The sequence below is a fragment of the Alteromonas ulvae genome (assembly GCF_048987005.1).
GTDB lineage: Bacteria > Pseudomonadota > Gammaproteobacteria > Enterobacterales > Alteromonadaceae > Alteromonas.
The window spans coordinates 3,396,922-3,414,201 of record NZ_CP185261.1; the positions used below are offsets into that span (position 1 = coordinate 3,396,922).

16 protein-coding genes are annotated in these 17,280 nt (G+C 45.0%); 8 read left to right on the forward strand and 8 right to left on the reverse strand.

The genetic code is table 11. The features are described from left to right. Positions 1-3: 3 nt before the first annotated feature. The 3 genes from ACOJR9_RS14795 to ACOJR9_RS14805 all read right to left on the reverse strand — a co-directional run bounded on the left by ACOJR9_RS14795 (position 4) and on the right by ACOJR9_RS14805 (position 2,599). Positions 4-348, reverse strand: a complete 345-nt coding sequence (locus ACOJR9_RS14795) for a DUF2007 domain-containing protein (protein ID WP_420933690.1) — start codon at positions 346-348, stop codon at positions 4-6. Between the two features lie 33 nt (positions 349-381). Further along, positions 382-1,494, reverse strand: coding sequence for a PilT/PilU family type 4a pilus ATPase (locus ACOJR9_RS14800; RefSeq protein WP_420933691.1), 1,113 nt, complete (start codon positions 1,492-1,494; stop codon positions 382-384). Positions 1,495-1,555: 61 nt separating this feature from the next. Beyond that, a complete protein-coding gene (locus ACOJR9_RS14805) occupies positions 1,556-2,599 on the reverse strand; it encodes a type IV pilus twitching motility protein PilT (protein WP_420933692.1) in 1,044 nt (347 codons plus the stop codon). A 27-nt stretch (positions 2,600-2,626) separates the two neighbouring features. Between ACOJR9_RS14805 and ACOJR9_RS14810 the strand changes: the two genes are divergently transcribed. The 5 genes from ACOJR9_RS14810 to ACOJR9_RS14830 all read left to right on the forward strand — a co-directional run bounded on the left by ACOJR9_RS14810 (position 2,627) and on the right by ACOJR9_RS14830 (position 7,790). Further along, positions 2,627-3,313 (forward strand): YggS family pyridoxal phosphate-dependent enzyme, encoded by a 687-nt coding sequence (locus tag ACOJR9_RS14810; RefSeq protein WP_420933693.1) that lies wholly within the window; start codon positions 2,627-2,629, stop codon positions 3,311-3,313. Positions 3,314-3,460: 147 nt separating this feature from the next. After that, positions 3,461-4,282 (forward strand): pyrroline-5-carboxylate reductase, encoded by an 822-nt coding sequence (gene proC, locus ACOJR9_RS14815; RefSeq protein WP_420933694.1) that lies wholly within the window; start codon positions 3,461-3,463, stop codon positions 4,280-4,282. 21 nt (positions 4,283-4,303) lie between these two features. Continuing rightward, positions 4,304-4,843 (forward strand): YggT family protein, encoded by a 540-nt coding sequence (locus ACOJR9_RS14820; protein WP_420933695.1) that lies wholly within the window; start codon positions 4,304-4,306, stop codon positions 4,841-4,843. A 194-nt stretch (positions 4,844-5,037) separates the two neighbouring features. Then, the gene (locus ACOJR9_RS14825; protein WP_239059958.1) at positions 5,038-5,427 is read left to right on the forward strand and encodes a DUF4426 domain-containing protein; all 390 of its coding nucleotides are present in this window, start codon (positions 5,038-5,040) and stop codon (positions 5,425-5,427) included. A 335-nt stretch (positions 5,428-5,762) separates the two neighbouring features. Continuing rightward, positions 5,763-7,790 (forward strand): FAD-dependent oxidoreductase, encoded by a 2,028-nt coding sequence (locus tag ACOJR9_RS14830; RefSeq protein WP_420933696.1) that lies wholly within the window; start codon positions 5,763-5,765, stop codon positions 7,788-7,790. A gap of 135 nt (positions 7,791-7,925) precedes the next feature. Here ACOJR9_RS14830 and ACOJR9_RS14835 read toward each other — a convergent pair whose 3' ends face one another. Beyond that, positions 7,926-9,758 carry a DUF885 domain-containing protein gene (locus ACOJR9_RS14835; RefSeq protein ID WP_420933697.1) on the reverse strand — a complete coding sequence of 611 codons (1,833 nt, stop codon included), beginning with the start codon at positions 9,756-9,758 and terminating at the stop codon, positions 7,926-7,928. Between the two features lie 276 nt (positions 9,759-10,034). Further along, entirely contained in the window at positions 10,035-10,811 is a 777-nt protein-coding gene (yaaA, locus tag ACOJR9_RS14840; RefSeq protein WP_420933698.1) for a peroxide stress protein YaaA, read from the reverse strand. 298 nt (positions 10,812-11,109) lie between these two features. Here yaaA and tal point away from each other — a divergent pair, with 298 nt between their 5' ends. From tal to ACOJR9_RS14855, 3 genes are all read left to right on the forward strand, one after another. Continuing rightward, a complete protein-coding gene (gene tal, locus ACOJR9_RS14845) occupies positions 11,110-12,069 on the forward strand; it encodes a transaldolase (RefSeq protein WP_420933699.1) in 960 nt (319 codons plus the stop codon). 13 nt (positions 12,070-12,082) lie between these two features. After that, positions 12,083-13,732 (forward strand): glucose-6-phosphate isomerase, encoded by a 1,650-nt coding sequence (gene pgi, locus ACOJR9_RS14850; protein ID WP_420933700.1) that lies wholly within the window; start codon positions 12,083-12,085, stop codon positions 13,730-13,732. Positions 13,733-14,023: 291 nt separating this feature from the next. Then, positions 14,024-14,200, forward strand: coding sequence for a DUF3545 family protein (locus tag ACOJR9_RS14855; RefSeq protein WP_420933701.1), 177 nt, complete (start codon positions 14,024-14,026; stop codon positions 14,198-14,200). A gap of 77 nt (positions 14,201-14,277) precedes the next feature. Here the strand turns inward: ACOJR9_RS14855 and ung are convergent, their stop codons facing one another. The 3 genes from ung to thrB all read right to left on the reverse strand — a co-directional run bounded on the left by ung (position 14,278) and on the right by thrB (position 17,266). Further along, complete coding sequence (ung, locus tag ACOJR9_RS14860; protein WP_420933702.1) at positions 14,278-14,937, reverse strand: uracil-DNA glycosylase; 660 nt, start codon at positions 14,935-14,937, stop codon at positions 14,278-14,280. Next, on the reverse strand, positions 14,934-16,220 hold the full coding sequence (thrC, locus tag ACOJR9_RS14865; RefSeq protein WP_420933703.1) for a threonine synthase: 1,287 nt from the start codon (positions 16,218-16,220) through the stop codon (positions 14,934-14,936). Before thrC ends, ung begins: the two co-directional genes overlap by 4 nt. A 95-nt stretch (positions 16,221-16,315) precedes the next feature. Beyond that, positions 16,316-17,266: a homoserine kinase gene (gene thrB / locus ACOJR9_RS14870; RefSeq protein ID WP_420933704.1), complete on the reverse strand. Its 951-nt coding sequence runs from the start codon at positions 17,264-17,266 to the stop codon at positions 16,316-16,318. Positions 17,267-17,280 lie beyond the last annotated feature (14 nt).

Below are 17,280 nucleotides of genomic sequence, written 5' to 3' on the forward strand. Positions count from 1 at the left end.
CTATTAACTCATAAGGTTCTCGCCACATTGCCAGCAAATCTCAAATGCACTGCCATTTTGTTCACCGCAACTACTGCATACCCATTCGCCCCTTTCTTCGCCTTTGCCGCCTTTGCTACCTCGGCTAGAAGTAAAGTTGGCTTTGATGCCGTTTACTGCCTTTGAAGCGCGCGTAAACCACGTATCGTCAACTAACCATATTTCTTGCTGCGCTTCTTGCCATGGCAACTCCCCCAGAGCGCCGCTAGCAAACTCATTCTTAACCATGTAGGGAATGCCAAGTGCGTCGAGCTCACTGCGCACGGCCTGAAGTTCAAAAGCATCCTCAGAGTAAAACAGTTTTTTCAAGCAGTGACTCCCACCGCACACCAAATAATGATGCTATTCATCCATATCGAAAGACACATTTGATAGCGTTCCCAAACTTGAGTTATCACTGGCATCTAACTTAATCATAAGGCGAAGATCGTTTGGCGAGTCAGCGTGGTGCAGTGCCTGGTCTATTTCAATGCGCCCCTGTTTGTATAGGTCGTAAAGCGCCATATCAAAAGTCTGCATTCCCTGCTCTTTCCCTTTTTTCATAGCTTCTTTAAGGCTACCTATCTCGTTTCGCTGAATAAGGTCGCGTATAAGCGGCGTATTTAGCAATACCTCTATTGCAGCAACTCGGCCTTTTCCGTCTGGCGTTGGCACTAACTGCTGCGCAACAATAGCGCGAATGTTTAGGCTTAAATCGAAACGCAGCTTGTCGTGCATGTCTTTTGGCGCTAGGTGCATTATTCGCTCAATGGCCTGATTAGCATTATTGGCATGCAAAGTGGCTACGCATAAATGCCCTGTGTCGGCAAACGACATGGCATATTCCATTGTCTCCATGGAGCGAATTTCACCAATAAGGATCACATCTGGCGCTTGGCGAAGAGAGCTTTTTAACGCATCGTCAAAAGATTGCGTATCTATGCCTACTTCCCGCTGGGTAATAACGCAATTGTTGTGTTCATGAACAAATTCAATAGGATCCTCAATGGTAAGAATATGACCATGGGAGTTTTCATTTCTGTGACCAATTAGCGCGGCTAATGATGTTGATTTACCGGTACCGGTTCCCCCAACAAATAGCACGAGCCCGCGTTTTGCCATGATGATTTCTTTTAAGACCCTAGGCAGCCCTAAATCATCGGCTTTAGGGATTTGAGTTACAATACGCCTAATAACCATTCCCGCTTGGTCGCGCTGCCAAAAAGCAGAACAACGAAAACGCCCGATGCCTTCTCTAACAATAGCAAAGTTGCATTCTTTAGACGTATGAAACTCGTGTTGCTGCTTTTCTGTCATCGCCTCATGAACCAGAGACAACGCTAATTCTTCAGAGGTTACTGAATCGGAGATAGGCGTAAGCTTGCCGTTGATTTTTGCGCTAATTGGAAAATTTGCAGTAACGAATAAATCTGACGCATTACCGTCGATCATTTTTTGTAAAAGCGAATCTAGCATTGTGGTTCCTGAGTTTTAAACCTGAAAAATTGGACCTAATTACAAGTGTTCAACAAACTTTCTAGAAGTTATTCATCGATTGTTTATCAACAGACTTAGCCGCAGCATCTTGCTTTGTAATCACGCCCATTGCCACCAAGCGCTGCAAACACTGATCCATGGTTTGCATACCATGTGCCTGACCGGTCTGAATAACCGAGTACATTTGCGGCACTTTATCTTCGCGGATCAGGTTTCTAATGGCCGGGATCCCCACCATAATCTCATGGGCAGCGACTCGTCCACCGCCTACTTTTTTCAATAGGGTTTGCGATATTACCGCGCGTAAGGATTCTGACAGCATAGAACGCACCATAGACTTTTCCTCTGCCGGAAATACGTCAATAATACGGTCGATGGTTTTTGGCGCTGAGTTGGTATGCAAGGTACCAAATACCAAGTGGCCAGTTTCCGCGGCAGAGATAGCAAGGCGTATAGTTTCTAAATCACGTAGCTCGCCCACAAGAATAACATCGGGATCTTCACGTAACGCCGAGCGCAGCGCATTGTTAAACGAGTGTGTGTCTCGATGCACTTCACGCTGGTTAATCAGGCTAAGCTTATTGTCGTGCACAAATTCAATGGGGTCTTCTATGGTAAGAATATGCTCTCGTTTGTGGGTATTGATGTGATCGACCATAGCCGCCAATGTTGTACTTTTACCCGAACCGGTGGCCCCAGTCACCAATACGATCCCAGTGGGCTGGTTGATAATGTCTTTGAAAATCTCAGGTGCACCTAAATCGTCTAACGTGAGTACGTCACTTGGGATGGTACGAAGTACCGCTGCGGCGCCGCGATTTTGCACAAACGCGTTTACACGAAAGCGCGATAGTCCTTTTACTTCAAAAGAAAAATCGGTTTCTAAGTTTTCCTCGTATTCTTTGCGTTGCATGTCGTTCATGATTTCATAAACGAGGCCGTGAACCTGCTTGTGATCAAGGGCTGGAACGTTGAGCTTACGCATTTCGCCATCAACGCGAATAAGCGGCGGGAGTCCGGCTGACAAATGTAAATCTGAGGCGTTATTCTTAACACTAAACGCTAAAAGTTCGGTAATATCCACAACCACTTCTCCATAACAAGGTGAATAATGCAAACAATAGCAGAAAGAATAAATTCCGCACTAGAGGGAATTACACAAGCCGCTACGTCAGTACATCGTCCACCAAATTCAGTCAAATTACTAGCGGTGAGCAAAACTAAACCCGTATCGGATATTATTGAAGCGTATGATGCGGGACAACGAATGTTCGCAGAGAACTATGTTCAAGAAGGTGTTGAAAAAGTTCAGGAACTTGCTCACCTTACCGATATAGAGTGGCACATGATTGGCCCTATTCAATCGAATAAAACCAAGGTTGTTGCCGAGCACTTTGACTGGGTTCAGTCGGTTGATAGAGAAAAAGTGGCGCGAAGATTAAACGAACAACGCCCCGATAATTTACCTGCGCTAAATGTATGTATTCAGCTTAACATTGATGATGAAGACAGCAAATCTGGCGTTAAACCTAGCGAACTTGACGGCTTAATTCAGTTTATCGAATCGCAAGAAAAATTATGTCTTCGAGGCATTATGGCCATTCCAAAAGCCAACCCAAGCGAAGAAGAACAAACCCATACTCTCGGTAAACTGAAAGAATTATATGACCATTACCACAAATCGCTGGCTAATTTTGATACCCTATCCGTAGGAATGAGCAGCGATATGAACGCTGCCATCAAAAATGGCTCTACCATGGTGCGTATAGGCACCGCTATATTCGGTCAGCGTGGGTGAGTTGACTCCCCCTAAGCATTAGCGTTGAAAAATGAGCCGACAACGTTGAAACGCACGACTTAACTAAGCAATACGCAAGTGCGACGTTACCTTTATGCAATTAAACGTGTTGAATTGAGCATTACACAGACAACAAATAGGATTTACATGCAACAGAAAAAATTGGCATTTATTGGCGCAGGCAATATGAGCCGCAGCATCATCAGTGGATTAATTCAGTCTGGCTATGCAAAAGAAAATATACTTGCAGCTAACCCGTCTACACCGAAATTAGACAAGCTAAAAGAAGAGTTTGGCATACGAACCACACAATCAAATGATGAAGCCTGCCAGTTTGCCGATGCCATTGTGCTTGCAGTAAAACCACAGATTATGGGCGACATGTGCGCCGACTTACAGAAAAACAATGACCTTGCGGGTAAGCTCTTTTTGAGTATTGCAGCAGGCCTTCCAGTGTCTCGCCTGCAAGAGATGTTAGGTGGTGACTACCCAGTGGTTCGTATTATGCCCAATACGCCAAGTTTATTAGGTAAAGGCATGTCGGGTATGTATGCCGATGACACAGTGACGCAAGAAGACAGAACCTATGTAGACGATGTAATGAACAGCGTAGGTGAAACCGTTTGGGTTAATGAAGAAGATGGTATTAACGGTGTCATTGCCGCTGCCGGTAGTAGTCCTGCGTACTTCTTCCTATTCCTTCAGAACATGCAAGAAGAAGCCATGAATATGGGGTTTGATAAAGCCCAGTCTCGTCTTATGGTACAGCAAGCTATGCTAGGTGCAGCTGAAATGGTGTGCAATAACCCTGACCTTGAATTAAGTGAGCTTCGTGCCCAAGTTACCTCTAAAGGCGGTACGACCGCACAGGCGGTAAATACGTTCATTGACGAAGGCTTAAAAGATATTGTCAGCAAGTCTATGCGCGCTGCCGTCGCTCGAGCCGAAGAAATGGCAAAACAGCTTTAACGTTTTTAGGAAAAACAGTAGATGAACGCAACGGTATTTTTAGTCGATACATTATTTAACCTTTACCTGATGATTGTCATCTTGAGGTTGTGGCTGCAGATGGTGCAAGCCGATTTTTACAACCCCATGAGCCAATTCATCGTGAAGGCCACACATCCGATTGTAGGGCCGTTGCGACGCGTTATCCCGTCCATAGGTCGATTTGATACGGCCACCTTTGTGTTAGCGATTGCTGTTTGTGCGCTTAAAATCATTACCTTAATTTTGATATCTGGCGGCAATCTAAACCCTATCGGGATTGTCATTATGTCAGTCATGGGTGTGATAAAAGAAACCTTGTCGCTTATGTTCTGGGTGCTGCTATTGCGGGCAATTTTAAGCTGGGTCTCACAGGGTCAGTCTCCTATAGACTATGTGCTTCATCAGCTTACCGAACCTTTTTTAGCGCCTATTCGCAAAGTTATCCCTCCTTTGGGCGGCCTAGATTTGTCAGTGCTTATCGCAATCATTGGATTACAGTTTTTACAGCTGCTGATCCAAGACGCGCTCAGAGTGCTATGAGTTTGTAATCGATGAATGGGCAATCCTCTCTTTCTTTGTAGGTGAGGATTTACCTAGGTGAATATTTACGTCGGTGATGATTTACGCTAACGCCGTCCACCAAATCGAAAAAAACGGTGCGAATAATGTCAATACGAGGAACAGCGGTGAATAAAGTTAAAAAAGTGTCATCAGTGTTTATAGGTGCACTACTCATGTGCTTAAGCGTGCAGGCTCATGCGGAGCAAAAAGAAACGCTCGGTGAGTGGGATGTGCACTACATGGTAGTGAATACGCCGTTTTTAACACCTGAGGTGGCAGCTAGCTACGGTATCGTTCGCAGTAAATACAATGCGCTAGTGAATATTTCGGTGTTGAATAAAGACTCTGGCGAAGCTCAGCGAGTATCAGTGACTGGCAACGCAACGAACTTGCTTGGTAGTAAAAAGCAGCTGACCTTTAAGAAGGTGGAAGACGGTGATGCTATTTATTATTTGGCAGTATTGCCGTTTCGCGACCAAGAGACTTATCGCTTTGAAGTCACCGCTCAAAGAGCCGCTGAAAAGCAAACCCTTAAGTTTAAACAAAAAATGTACGTGGACTAAGGCAAGCTGCCCTTGTTGGCTACTTTTTAAAAACGAGGTCTTTGACCTCGTTTTTTTATGTCCGCTATATTTTAATAAACTCTCTTTACGATACGCTGTTCCTAGTAAATAATCAGAACAGCGTTATTTTATGTATTCACAGATTACTATGTTGTATTAGGCATAAGAGAGGCTTGTTAGGTGCGGCTTGTAACTGCGACTTATATGTTGGAACACTTGCTTTGCGACCTGTGCAATTTAGATTATCCACCTCAACACCTTTTGCCTATATAAAGCACTTAATATACAAGGCTTCAGAAAACGTGAGGCAAACCATTAAAACTATAAATAGAGAAATGTCTATGACTACGCCCTACCCCCACCTTCTCGAGCCTCTCGACTTAGGCTTTACCACATTGCGAAACCGCACATTGATGGGCTCTATGCATTTAGGCTTAGAGGAAGAAAAAGGCGGGTTTGATAAATTGGCTGCATTTTATGCAGAGCGGGCAAAAGGCGGCGTAGGGCTCATCGTAACAGGAGGAATAAGCCCTAACATTTCTGGGTGGGTAGCCCCGTTTGCAGGGCGGATGACCAGTAAGAGACACGCTAAAAAACACAAAGTCATTACTGACGCTGTTCACGCTGAGGGCGGCAAGATATGCATGCAGATTCTTCACTCTGGGCGCTACGGCTACCACCCTCTAGCCGTATCAGCTTCACCCATGAAATCACCCATTACCCCTTTTAAACCCAGAGCACTGTCTTCAAGCGGTATTAAAAGCACAATAAAAGACTATGCAAATTGCGCAGGTTTAGCTCAAAAGGCTGGATACGACGGCGTAGAAATTATGGGGTCAGAGGGCTACCTCATTAACCAGTTTTTCTGTGAACGCACTAATCAGCGAGACGATGAATGGGGAGGTAGCCTTGAAAATAGAGCGCGACTGGCCATCGAGGTAGTGAAAGCTGTGCGTGAAAAAGTAGGGGCTGAGTTTATAATCATTTACCGTCTTTCAATGCTGGATTTAGTGGAGGGCGGAGCCCAATGGGATGAAGTGGTTTATTTAGCTAAAGAGATAGAAAAGGCAGGCGCAACGCTCATTAATACAGGTATTGGTTGGCATGAAGCGAGAGTGCCAACAATATCAACCTCGGTCCCGCGAGCGGCTTTCACTTGGATAACCAAGCGTATGAAGGCAGAGGTATCATTGCCGCTAGTGACGACTAACCGTATAAATACGCCAGAAGTTGCTGAGTCAGTGTTGGCAGAGGGCCACGCGGACATGGTTTCCATGGCGCGCCCTTTTCTTGCCGACGCTCATTTTGTGGCCAAGGCAATGCAAAATGAATCGAAGCTTATCAACACCTGTATAGCCTGTAACCAAGCCTGCTTAGACCATGCCTTTGAGCAAAAGCGTGCAAGCTGTTTAGTGAATCCCCAGGCCTGCTATGAAACCGAACTCACTTTCACGCCAACCGCTAACAAGAAAAAACTGGCGGTTATTGGTGCAGGACCAGCAGGCTTATCCTTTGCCATGTACGCCGCTGACCGCGGGCACGATGTGCATCTATTCGACCAAGCTGGCGAGATTGGTGGTCAATTTAATTACGCCAAGCAGATACCAGGAAAAGAAGAATTTTATGAGACCCTTCGTTACTTTACACACCAATTAGAAAGAGCCAATGTCACTATTCATTTAAATACTCTTGCTAACACAGAGACATTAAAGGATGGAAATTTCGATGAGGTTGTCTTAGCTACCGGTATTAAACCGAGAAGCTTAACTATTGAAGGCCACGACCATCCTAAAGTATTGGGTTACCTCGACGTATTGCGAGATCATGTGGAAGTGGGCAAACGCGTAGCGGTGATCGGTGCCGGAGGCATCGGTTTTGATGTCGCTGAATACCTAGTTGAAGATGCAGATCTGTCGGAGAATAAAGACAAGTGGCTCAATCACTGGGGAATTGATAAAAGCTATGCCGCCGGCGGCGCACTTAAGGAAAAAGAGCTCACCCCAACCACGCGTGAAGTATTTTTACTTCAGCGTAAAACCACAAAAGTGGGTAAGGGCTTGGGCAAAACAACAGGCTGGATCCACCGTCAGTCTCTCAAACTTCATAACGTGCAAATGATCAACGGTGTATCGTATGAGAAAGTTGATGACAAAGGGCTTCACGTTGTTATTAACGACAAACCAAAACTACTGGAAGTTGATAATGTGATCGTATGTGCCGGCCAAGAGCCATATACACCCTTAAAAACGCCTCTTGAAGAAGCCGGGTTTACGGTACACATCATAGGTGGCGCCGACGTAGCAGCTGAGCTTGATGCTAAAAGAGCCATTCGTCAGGGCGCCGAATTGGCTGCGAAGATATAAGTGATACGGGCAAAAGCCAATAGCGATTAAATCAGCTATAACATTGGCTGCTTCGGAATATGGACTAATTAAAAAACAAAAAGCCAGCTTTTGCTAGATAGCAAAAGCTGGCTTTGTAGTCTTATGTTTTAAAGACTAGCTTTTTTGGCTAGCTATCCAACGATCTATTTTTTGTTCAAGAATAGCCAGCGGGATACCACCTGTGTTTAATACTTTCGCATGGAATTCTCGAATATCAAAATGCTTGCCAAGGGCCTGTTCAGCCCGTGCGCGCAACTCTTGTATTTTTAATGCGCCAACCTTGTAAGATAATGCTTGTGAAGGAATAGCAATATAACGCTCAACCTCTGCCACCACCTCAGTGCGCGTCATACCAGAGTTATCAAGCATAAAGTCGATGGCTTTTTCTCTGCTCCAGCCCTTGGCGTGAATACCAGTATCAACCACCAAGCGCATGGCTCTTAACTGCTCATCCTGCAATGTGCCGTAACGGTTCCACGGATCATCGAAAAAGCCCATTTCGTACCCTAGCGTTTCAGAGTAAAGCGCCCATCCCTCGCCAAAAGCGGGTAAAAAGCTAAAGCGCATAAACGAAGGCAATGAGTCGTTTTCTTGAGCAAGGCTTACTTGGAAGTGATGACCTGGTGCTCCCTCATGAAGATACAGCGTCACATTCCCCGTGGTTAAACGGCTAGGTAAATCATAGGCGTTAAAGAAAAACGTTCCGGGACGTGACCCATCAGGCGTACCCGGTTGATAAGAACCACCGGCGCTAAACTGCTCAATAGCCGGATCGTAAGGTTTTATCTCTAGCTCTGACTTTGGCAATAATGAGAAATACTCACCAATTTTCTTGTCTACCTCTTTGCCAATACGATAGTAACTTTGGGTTAATGCTTCACGGCTTTCAGGCTGAAACTGCGGGTCTGAGCGCACAAAATCGAAAAGCTCGTTTAACGTGCCGTCAAATTCAACTTCGTCTTTTATTGCTAGCATGTCGTTTTTAACGCGCTTAACTTCTTTAAGCCCAAGTTCATGCAGTTCGTCAGGCGTTAATGGCAGCGTGGTAGAGCCTTCCACCATGAGTTCGTAAAGCTTTGCACCGCCTTTCATCTCGCTCAAACCAATGGTTTTACGAGCAACAGGTAAATACTCAGTTTGAAGAAAGTCGCGCATACGGGTGGTGGCATCGTAAATGTCTTGCGTAGCCTGCTCATATTCATTCGTTAAGCGAGCCTTTTCTTCATCAGAAAATGAATCTGGAAGCATCGTGATAGGCCCCCAAAACTGCGACTCTTTAAGCGGTATTGCTAGCTGTGTATCAAACTGCTTAATAACGCGGTCTATGGTAAGCGTAGTTTCTAACACGCCAGATTCCATACCCTCTTTAAAGCGCTCTATAGCTCTATCTGAAATGGCAATATAATCTTTGTGTCGTGATAAATTGTTCTCGTAGTCTTCAACGGTTTTAAAGGGAGCAGCGCCCTTACCACTTGCAAATGAGGGATAGAATGTATGAAACCCACTAAAGTGATTAACAGGGCGTACTTGGGTTAGTGCGCTTATTTCAGGAGAAGACATCTCAAGCGCGCGCTCTTGATTGTATTTAAATACGTCGTAAGCCAATTTGTCAGTATCATCTAGCTTGCTTCTGTCAATCTGCGCAAGTTCCGACAAATTGAGCTGTGTATTAGTCCTGCTTGCTAAATCATGGGCATCTGTTAAAAAATCGCCTAAACGGTCGGCACGTCGCATATCACCACGAAATATCGCCATTACAGGGTTAAGTGCTAAATTACGCTCGTCCGATGCAGCAAAAAGCGCAAAAAGTGTTTCATGTTCATTTTGAGCTTCTTGCATAACGGTTGGCTCTTTTAAAGCGTCATTATGAGAATTTGCGAAAGCAACTGACGTACCAAGCGCTAGCGCCACCGCACTACTAATCAACAGCATCTTATTAATCATCATACCTTTTCCTTTGTCGTTTTAGTTTTAAATAGGTTTTGCAGACTGTAATACAGCAAGCTTTGGTTGACCTAATTGATTGGCGCTTACTTTAGGCGTTCTCGATACAAAGTGCCATGCATGTGTGCGCATCAATTGTTACACTTTGTATAAAGGGAGCTATTTGCAGGGCGACGGTTTAAAGGAATAAGCACCTTCAAGAACACGTCGTAAACAGAAGAATAGAGAATCAAGCTCGACACGCTCTCTGGCGCGTCGTTATAGCGCTGTACATCCTGATTAGGCTTCTTGATTTCGCAAAAAGACAAGCTCAGTTGAGGAGCTTTGTTCTTCACTAAACTGGTAACCATCGGTGTCAAACGCTTTTAACCCGTCTACATCAGCCACTTTGTTCTCAATAATATAACGGGCCATGAGACCACGCGCTTTTTTAGCAAAAAAGCTAATTATCTTATACTGCCCATTTTTGCAGTCTTTGAACGTAGGGGTGATGACCATAGCGTCAAGTGTATTTTTCTTGACGGCTTTGAAGTATTCGTTCGACGCAAGATTAACTAACACGTTGTCGCCTTGAGCTGCTAGTGCTTCGTTCAGCACATCGGTAATGCGATTATTCCAAAACGCATATAAATCCTTACCTTCGGAGTTGGCGAGTTTTGTCCCCATTTCCAGTCGATATGCCTGCATTAAATCGAGAGGGCGCAACAGTCCATAAAGCCCCGATAATATTCTTAAGTGCTCCTGCGCAAACGCTACCGATTCATCGCTGAGGGTATATGCATCAAGTCCGGTGTAAACATCACCATTAAACGCATACATGGCCTGACGGGCATTGTCTTTATCAAAAGGAGTAGAAAATTCAGCGAAACGATTGGCGTTTAAGGTTGCTAGCTTATCGCTAATTTTCATTAGTGACGATAAGTCTGCTGGCGACAACGTTCGACACACTTCCATCAGACGCTTTGTATCGTCCATCATGGTTGGCTGAGTGAACGAGCTCACTGGAATTTCAGTTTCGAAATCAAGATTCTTTGCTGGGGAAACTACAACTAACATGTCAACTCCTTAGGTTTCTGCAGACTAGCTCTTATAAACCTGAGTATATCACCACCTGATAGTGAAAAAATAATACCCTGCAACAAACATACACATTGGCTTAACAGAGAAATCCGATTAGGTGTAAATTAGCGTCTGTACGCTATAATTTGTCACATGATTTTGGTATAACTATGTACAATAATAATTTCATTAACGTAATCAAACGTTAATTCCCTACTCGCAGAAAAACGAACCCTTTTATTCAGCTTGTCTCTCTGGCAAGTTGTAAAATTTTGAATGACTAATAGAGAGAACTATGAGCAATCAGCTAGCATCGTTACGTGATATCACCACCGTTGTTGCCGACACCGGTGACATTGACGCTATAAAAAAATACCAGCCTGTCGACGCTACTACTAATCCGTCTTTATTGTTAAAAGCGGCTGGCTTACCACAGTATGCAAGCTTGATTGACGACGCCGTAGCCTGGGCAAAATTGCAGTCTAACGATGCCGAGCAGCAGCTTATTGATGCATCAGACAAACTCGCTGTGGCTATTGGTAAAGAAATTTCTGACACTATTCCCGGTCGTATTTCTACCGAAGTGGATGCACGCTTATCTTTTGATACCGCAGCCACTATCGAGAAAGCAGAACGCCTAGTTCAACTTTACAAAGACGCAGGCATCGATAAGTCGCGCATTCTTATTAAAATTGCATCGACGTGGGAAGGCATTCAAGCGGCAGAGGTTTTAGAAAAACAAGGTATTCAGTGCAACCTTACTTTGTTATTCAGTTTCGCACAGGCAAGAGCATGTGCTGAGGCAGGCGCTTATCTTATTTCTCCTTTTGTGGGCCGTATTCTAGATTGGTACAAAAAGTCAACAGGTAAAGAGTCTTATTCTCCCACTGAAGACCCAGGCGTAGTATCGGTAACCAGCATTTATAACTACTACAAAGACCACGGCTACAACACTGTAGTCATGGGTGCTAGCTTCCGCAATATTGGTGAAATTCAGGCATTGGCAGGGTGCGATCGCTTAACCATTAGCCCTGCTTTACTTGAAGAACTCGCCAATGAACCGGGTGAGCTTGAGGTGATGCTTAAAGACAATGGCGCAACTCAAACGCCTGGTCCGCGCTTAACAGAAAGTGAATTCCGTTGGGACATGAACCAAGACGCAATGGCAACAGAAAAATTATCTGAAGGTATCCGTAACTTTGCTGCAGACCAAGATAAACTTGAGACTCTGCTTCGCGAAAAACTGAATGCGTAAGGACCAAACTACGATGAGCGTATTAACATCACTACCCGAGTGGAAAAAGTTAAGTAAGATAGCCGAGACGGTGAAAAGCGCACACATGCGAGACTGGTTTGCGTCTGACAATGAACGCGCTGAAAAGATGACGCTTAACGCATGCGGCATTTATTTAGATTATTCTAAAAACCGTGTAAACGACGATGCGCTTTCTTCACTTTTCGAGTTAGCCCGTGCATGTAATTTAGAAACAATTCGAACAAGCATGTTCGAAGGTGAACACATTAATACCACCGAAGGCCGCGCGGTATTGCATACTGCACTGCGCAACTTCTCTGACCGCCCAGTAATGGTTGACGGTGAAGATGTCATGCCTGAAGTGCATGCAACGCTTGAGAAAATGAAAGCCTTTACCGAGTCGGTTCACAGTGGCCAGCACAAAGGTTACACCGGCAAGCCCGTTAAGCATATTGTTGCAATTGGTATCGGCGGCTCGTTCTTAGGCCCTAAGATCATGACTGAGGCGCTTAAGCCTCACACTGTTGATGCCGTTAACGTGCACTTCGTCGCCAACGTTGATGGCTGTCACATTCACGACGTGCTCTCAAGTGTAGATTTTGAAGAAACCCTTGTTGTCATGTCTTCTAAGTCATTTACGACGCAAGAAACGCTACAAAATACCCTCACGGCCAAAGAATGGTTCTTAAAATCAGGTGGCACGCAGCAAGACATAGCAAAACACTTTGTTGCTGTATCTTCGAACGTTAAAGCGGCTACCGACTTCGGAATTAGTGAGGACAACATCTTCCCAATGTGGGACTGGGTTGGCGGGCGCTACTCACTGTGGTCTGCTATTGGTCTTCCTATTTCATTGGCACTTGGGTTTGATAACTACAAAGCACTGCTTGAAGGTGCCTTTGAAATGGATACCCATTTCACCACCGCGCCTCTTGAAGAAAACATGCCGGTACTTTTAGGCCTCCTCGGCGTTTGGTATCGCAATTTCTTTGATGCACAATCTCATGTTCTTCTTCCCTACTATCACTATTTGCGTGGCCTTCCAGCTTATGTACAGCAGCTGGATATGGAGAGTAATGGTAAAGAGGTGACTCAAGCAGGCGAAAGCGTTGACTACCCTACAGGCCCAATTATTTGGGGCAGTGAAGGTACTAACGGTCAGCACAGTTTCCACCAACTTATCCACCAAGGCTCTGGCATCATTCCTGCCGATTTCATGTTGCCGTTAAACGTGCCCAATCAAGATGACACTCATCATGCCATGTTGGCCTCTAACTGCTTTGGCCAAACTCAAGCACTGATGCAGGGTAAAACCTTTGAAGCATGCTATGAAGACCTTGAAGGTCAGGGCCTTGACGATACAGAGCGCAAACGTCTCGCTGCTCATAAAACCATGCCGGGTAATAAACCGAGCAATACTTTTTTGTTTGATAGCCTTACGCCTAAAACACTTGGCGCGCTGGTTGCAATGTATGAACATAAGGTATTCGTTCAGGGCGTTATCTGGAACCTTAACTCCTTCGACCAATGGGGCGTAGAGTTAGGAAAAGCACTTGGAAACCAAGTGCTTGCAGGCATTCAAGGCGAAGCAGACAAAAACAACTTTGACGCTTCAACGCAACAATTGATTGCCCGCTTCAGAGCAGCGAATGCACCAAAGTAAGGAAAATATGGGGTAACCACCCCTCTTTGGTGCAAATAATAAACTGAACGGCCGGCTAGTACCCGGCCGTTTTTGTTGGACAACTTGTGAATCAACTCATAAGCCCATTAGTAGTTTACACGCTGAAAATAGATCTCACGCGCCTTAACCAGTGTAATAAAAATGCAACACCTTGTTAATAAAAAGTAAATAAAACTATTTTATTTTAAAGGTGGCTGTGATAAAAGACATACAGAGGGAAATTACTCAATTGCTCTGTATTAGTTGTAGTGGTGTACAAAGGAGATCCCAATGGATAAATCAGATCTATTTGCCATATTAGACATCGAAGCAAGCCCAGCAAAAACAAAAAGTAAAAAAAGAAAATGGAGAGAAATCGAGGCGCTACAGGATCGCTACAAGTTAGAAAAAGAACTCGCTGAGTTAGATTGTGGTTTTGAGTACGAACTCGAAACACTAGAACGATAGCAAAAAGCCGCCTGAATGTAGTTCAGGCGGCTTTTTGCTATGCACCTAGGATAAGTGTAGTAACGTATTGTCAGCATTCAGACCTGCCATTGAATGGGCACTTTACCCGATTCAATTAACAGGACGTTTGTTTGGCTAAAAGGTTTACTTCCAAAAAAACCTCTGTGTGCTGACAGCGGAGATGGATGAGGCGCGTGTAAAACATGATGTTTTTCACGGTTAATAGTATTACCTTTCTTTTGAGCGTGACTGCCCCACAGCAGAAAAACCACATTGGAACAATGATGGTTTACAACCTCTATCACTTTATCGGTAAAGGTCTCCCACCCTAATTTGGCATGGCTATGGGCTTTTCCCTGCTCCACAGTCAGCACCGTGTTTAATAACAACACGCCTTGTTCAGCCCAGGGCGACAATGTGCCGTGGTTTGGCATAGTGAAACCGTCTATATCGTCGGCCAATTCTTTATAGATATTTCTAAGAGAAGGTGGAATTTTAACCCCTGGCAGAACAGAAAAGCAGAGCCCGTGTGCCTGATGTGGACCATGATAGGGATCTTGACCCAGTATGACGACACGAATGTCTTCCAATGCCGTCATAGCAAAGGCGTTGAACACATCTTCTTTTGGCGGGTAAATAACCTTACCCGCTTCTCTTTCTGCCTGAACATGTAACATTAACTCTCGGAAATACGGTGCCGCTTTTTCTTGTGCTAATGCCTCTGTCCACGTGATCATGGCTTCAAAAGACTCATCATGTGTTGCTTTAGTGCCTCATACGTTGCCGGCAAATCGACGGCTAAGCTATCTTCACCCGCCACATCAGCAAGGGGCTTAGGTAAGCTGATTGGGTTTCCTAATACGTTTTCTACCGTCTCGCGGAACTTCGCAGGATGAGCAGTACCTAGGAACAGGCCAATTTCGCCCTCCTCCAAGTCATGACTCACTGCGCGGTAGGCAATAGCAGCATGAGGTTCGCTCGTGTAGCCCTGTTGTGCTAATTGACGCATAGCTAACTGAGTGTATTCCTCGTCAACCATTTCGCCTTTTAAACACGCTTTGTCGATATACCCGCGCTCAATAAGGGCTTCAATGCGGGGCCAATTATTCGGCTGACTTACGTCCATGGCATTGGAGATAGTGGCCACTGTTGACTTTGGATCCCACTCTCCCGTTTTCAAATAACGTGGAACGGTATCATTGAGGTTTGTCGCAGCAATAAAGCGCTTAATCGGCAGCCCCATTGCTTTAGCAATCATACCCGCGGTTAAGTTACCAAAGTTACCGCTAGGCACTGAAATTACCACCTGGTCGCGCTTCTCTTTTGGCAACTGGCTTATCGCCTCGAAGTAATAGCATACTTGAGCCAACAAACGACTGATGTTAATCGAGTTAGCGGAGTTTAAATGTAAACCTTTGCGCACCTCTGGGTCGTCAAATGCTGATTTCACTAGCGATTGACAAGCATCAAAATCGGCTTCAATGGCAACCGTGTGAATATTGCCGCCTAACGTAGTGAATAGCTTTTCTTGTAGCTTGCTGATTTTTCCCTTTGGAAAAAGAATCACCACGTTAATATTTTCAATACCGTGGAATGCGTGAGCTACGGCAGCGCCAGTGTCACCTGAGGTTGCAGTTAAAATAGTGATCGGCTTACCTTCACTGATGCGAGATAAGGTTTGCGCCATAAAGCGCCCGCCGAAATCTTTAAATGCCAGCGTCGGACCGTGAAAGAGTTCAAGCGAATAAATATTGTCATTAATTTTTTCAACCGGCGCACCAAATGAAAATGCAGTTTCGACAATAGCGTTAAGCTCACCCTCTGCTAACTCGTCGCCAATAAGCGTGTGAAGTACTTCAATACTGCGCTCAACAAAAGGCTTCTCCAACAGACCATCAATATCAGGTAAGGCTGGAATTTTCTCCGGGAAATACAGCCCCTGATGTTTACCCAAGCCGCGTTTTACCGCTTCTGCAAAGCTTGCAGTATCTGATGAATCTTTTAAATTTACCAATTCCACTTTTATTTACCTTCTTAAATTCTTACCACGGCCATTCGGCCTTGTGTCAGTCTTATTCACGACTGTTTGCCTTTTGGGCTAAGCTTTATGCTGTATCAGGCCTTTGATATCAGCGTCCCCAGCGTTGGAATTTGACATACATGGCTAAAACCATCGTCATTTTGCACATAATGTTTATCTAAGTAAGCTGCAATTATTTCAGCTTGAGATTGGCTATTACATACGGCAAACACGGTGGGTCCAGACCCCGAAATTCCAAAGGCTAGTGCACCTTCGCGCTCACTGTATGCTCGTGCTTTATCAAAACCTGGCAACAATGATTTCCTGTAAGGTTCAGCGATAACGTCTTTCATCACCGATGCAGCAAGAGAAAATGCGTTTGTATGTAATGCATGAACAAACACACCCAGCTGACGACCAAAGGTCAATGCGGTTGCCATATCCACCTGCTTGGGCAAAATATCTCTTGCTGCTGCCGTCGATACGCTGATACCAGAATAGCAAATAGCATAGTACCACTGGTCATTAAGGGGTAGCGATAGCGTAACCGGCGATAGTGAGCCCGTCATTAGCGTCATACCGCCGAGGAAACAGGGCGCCACGTTGTCGTAATGAACACTGCCACTGATCTGCCCCTCTAACTCCCCCATCATGGTTAACAAGGTATCGTTATCGAATGGGCTATCAAAGAAAGCGTTTAACGCAGCGAAGGCAGCCACAATTGAACTCGCGCTTGAGCCCAAGCCACTGCCAATGGGTAGATTTTTATTCAATGTGATAGCAACAGGCGATACCGGCTTGCCTTCATTTAGCATTTTTTCGCAAAAGTAATGATAGCACTTTGTGACTATGTTGCTGTCGGCATCACTAGGTAATTTGTGCGCAAAAGCCCCTATCGTTTCAAGTGAAAAATGTGCCGCTTCTTTTACCTCTACCTCATCACCTAGTCTAGTGCCATCCACCGGCGCAAGTGCAGCACCAAGGACATCAAAGCCCAAACTAACATTACCAATTGAGGCCGGCGCATAGGCACGTATTGCTTTCATATTCGTATTCCTAC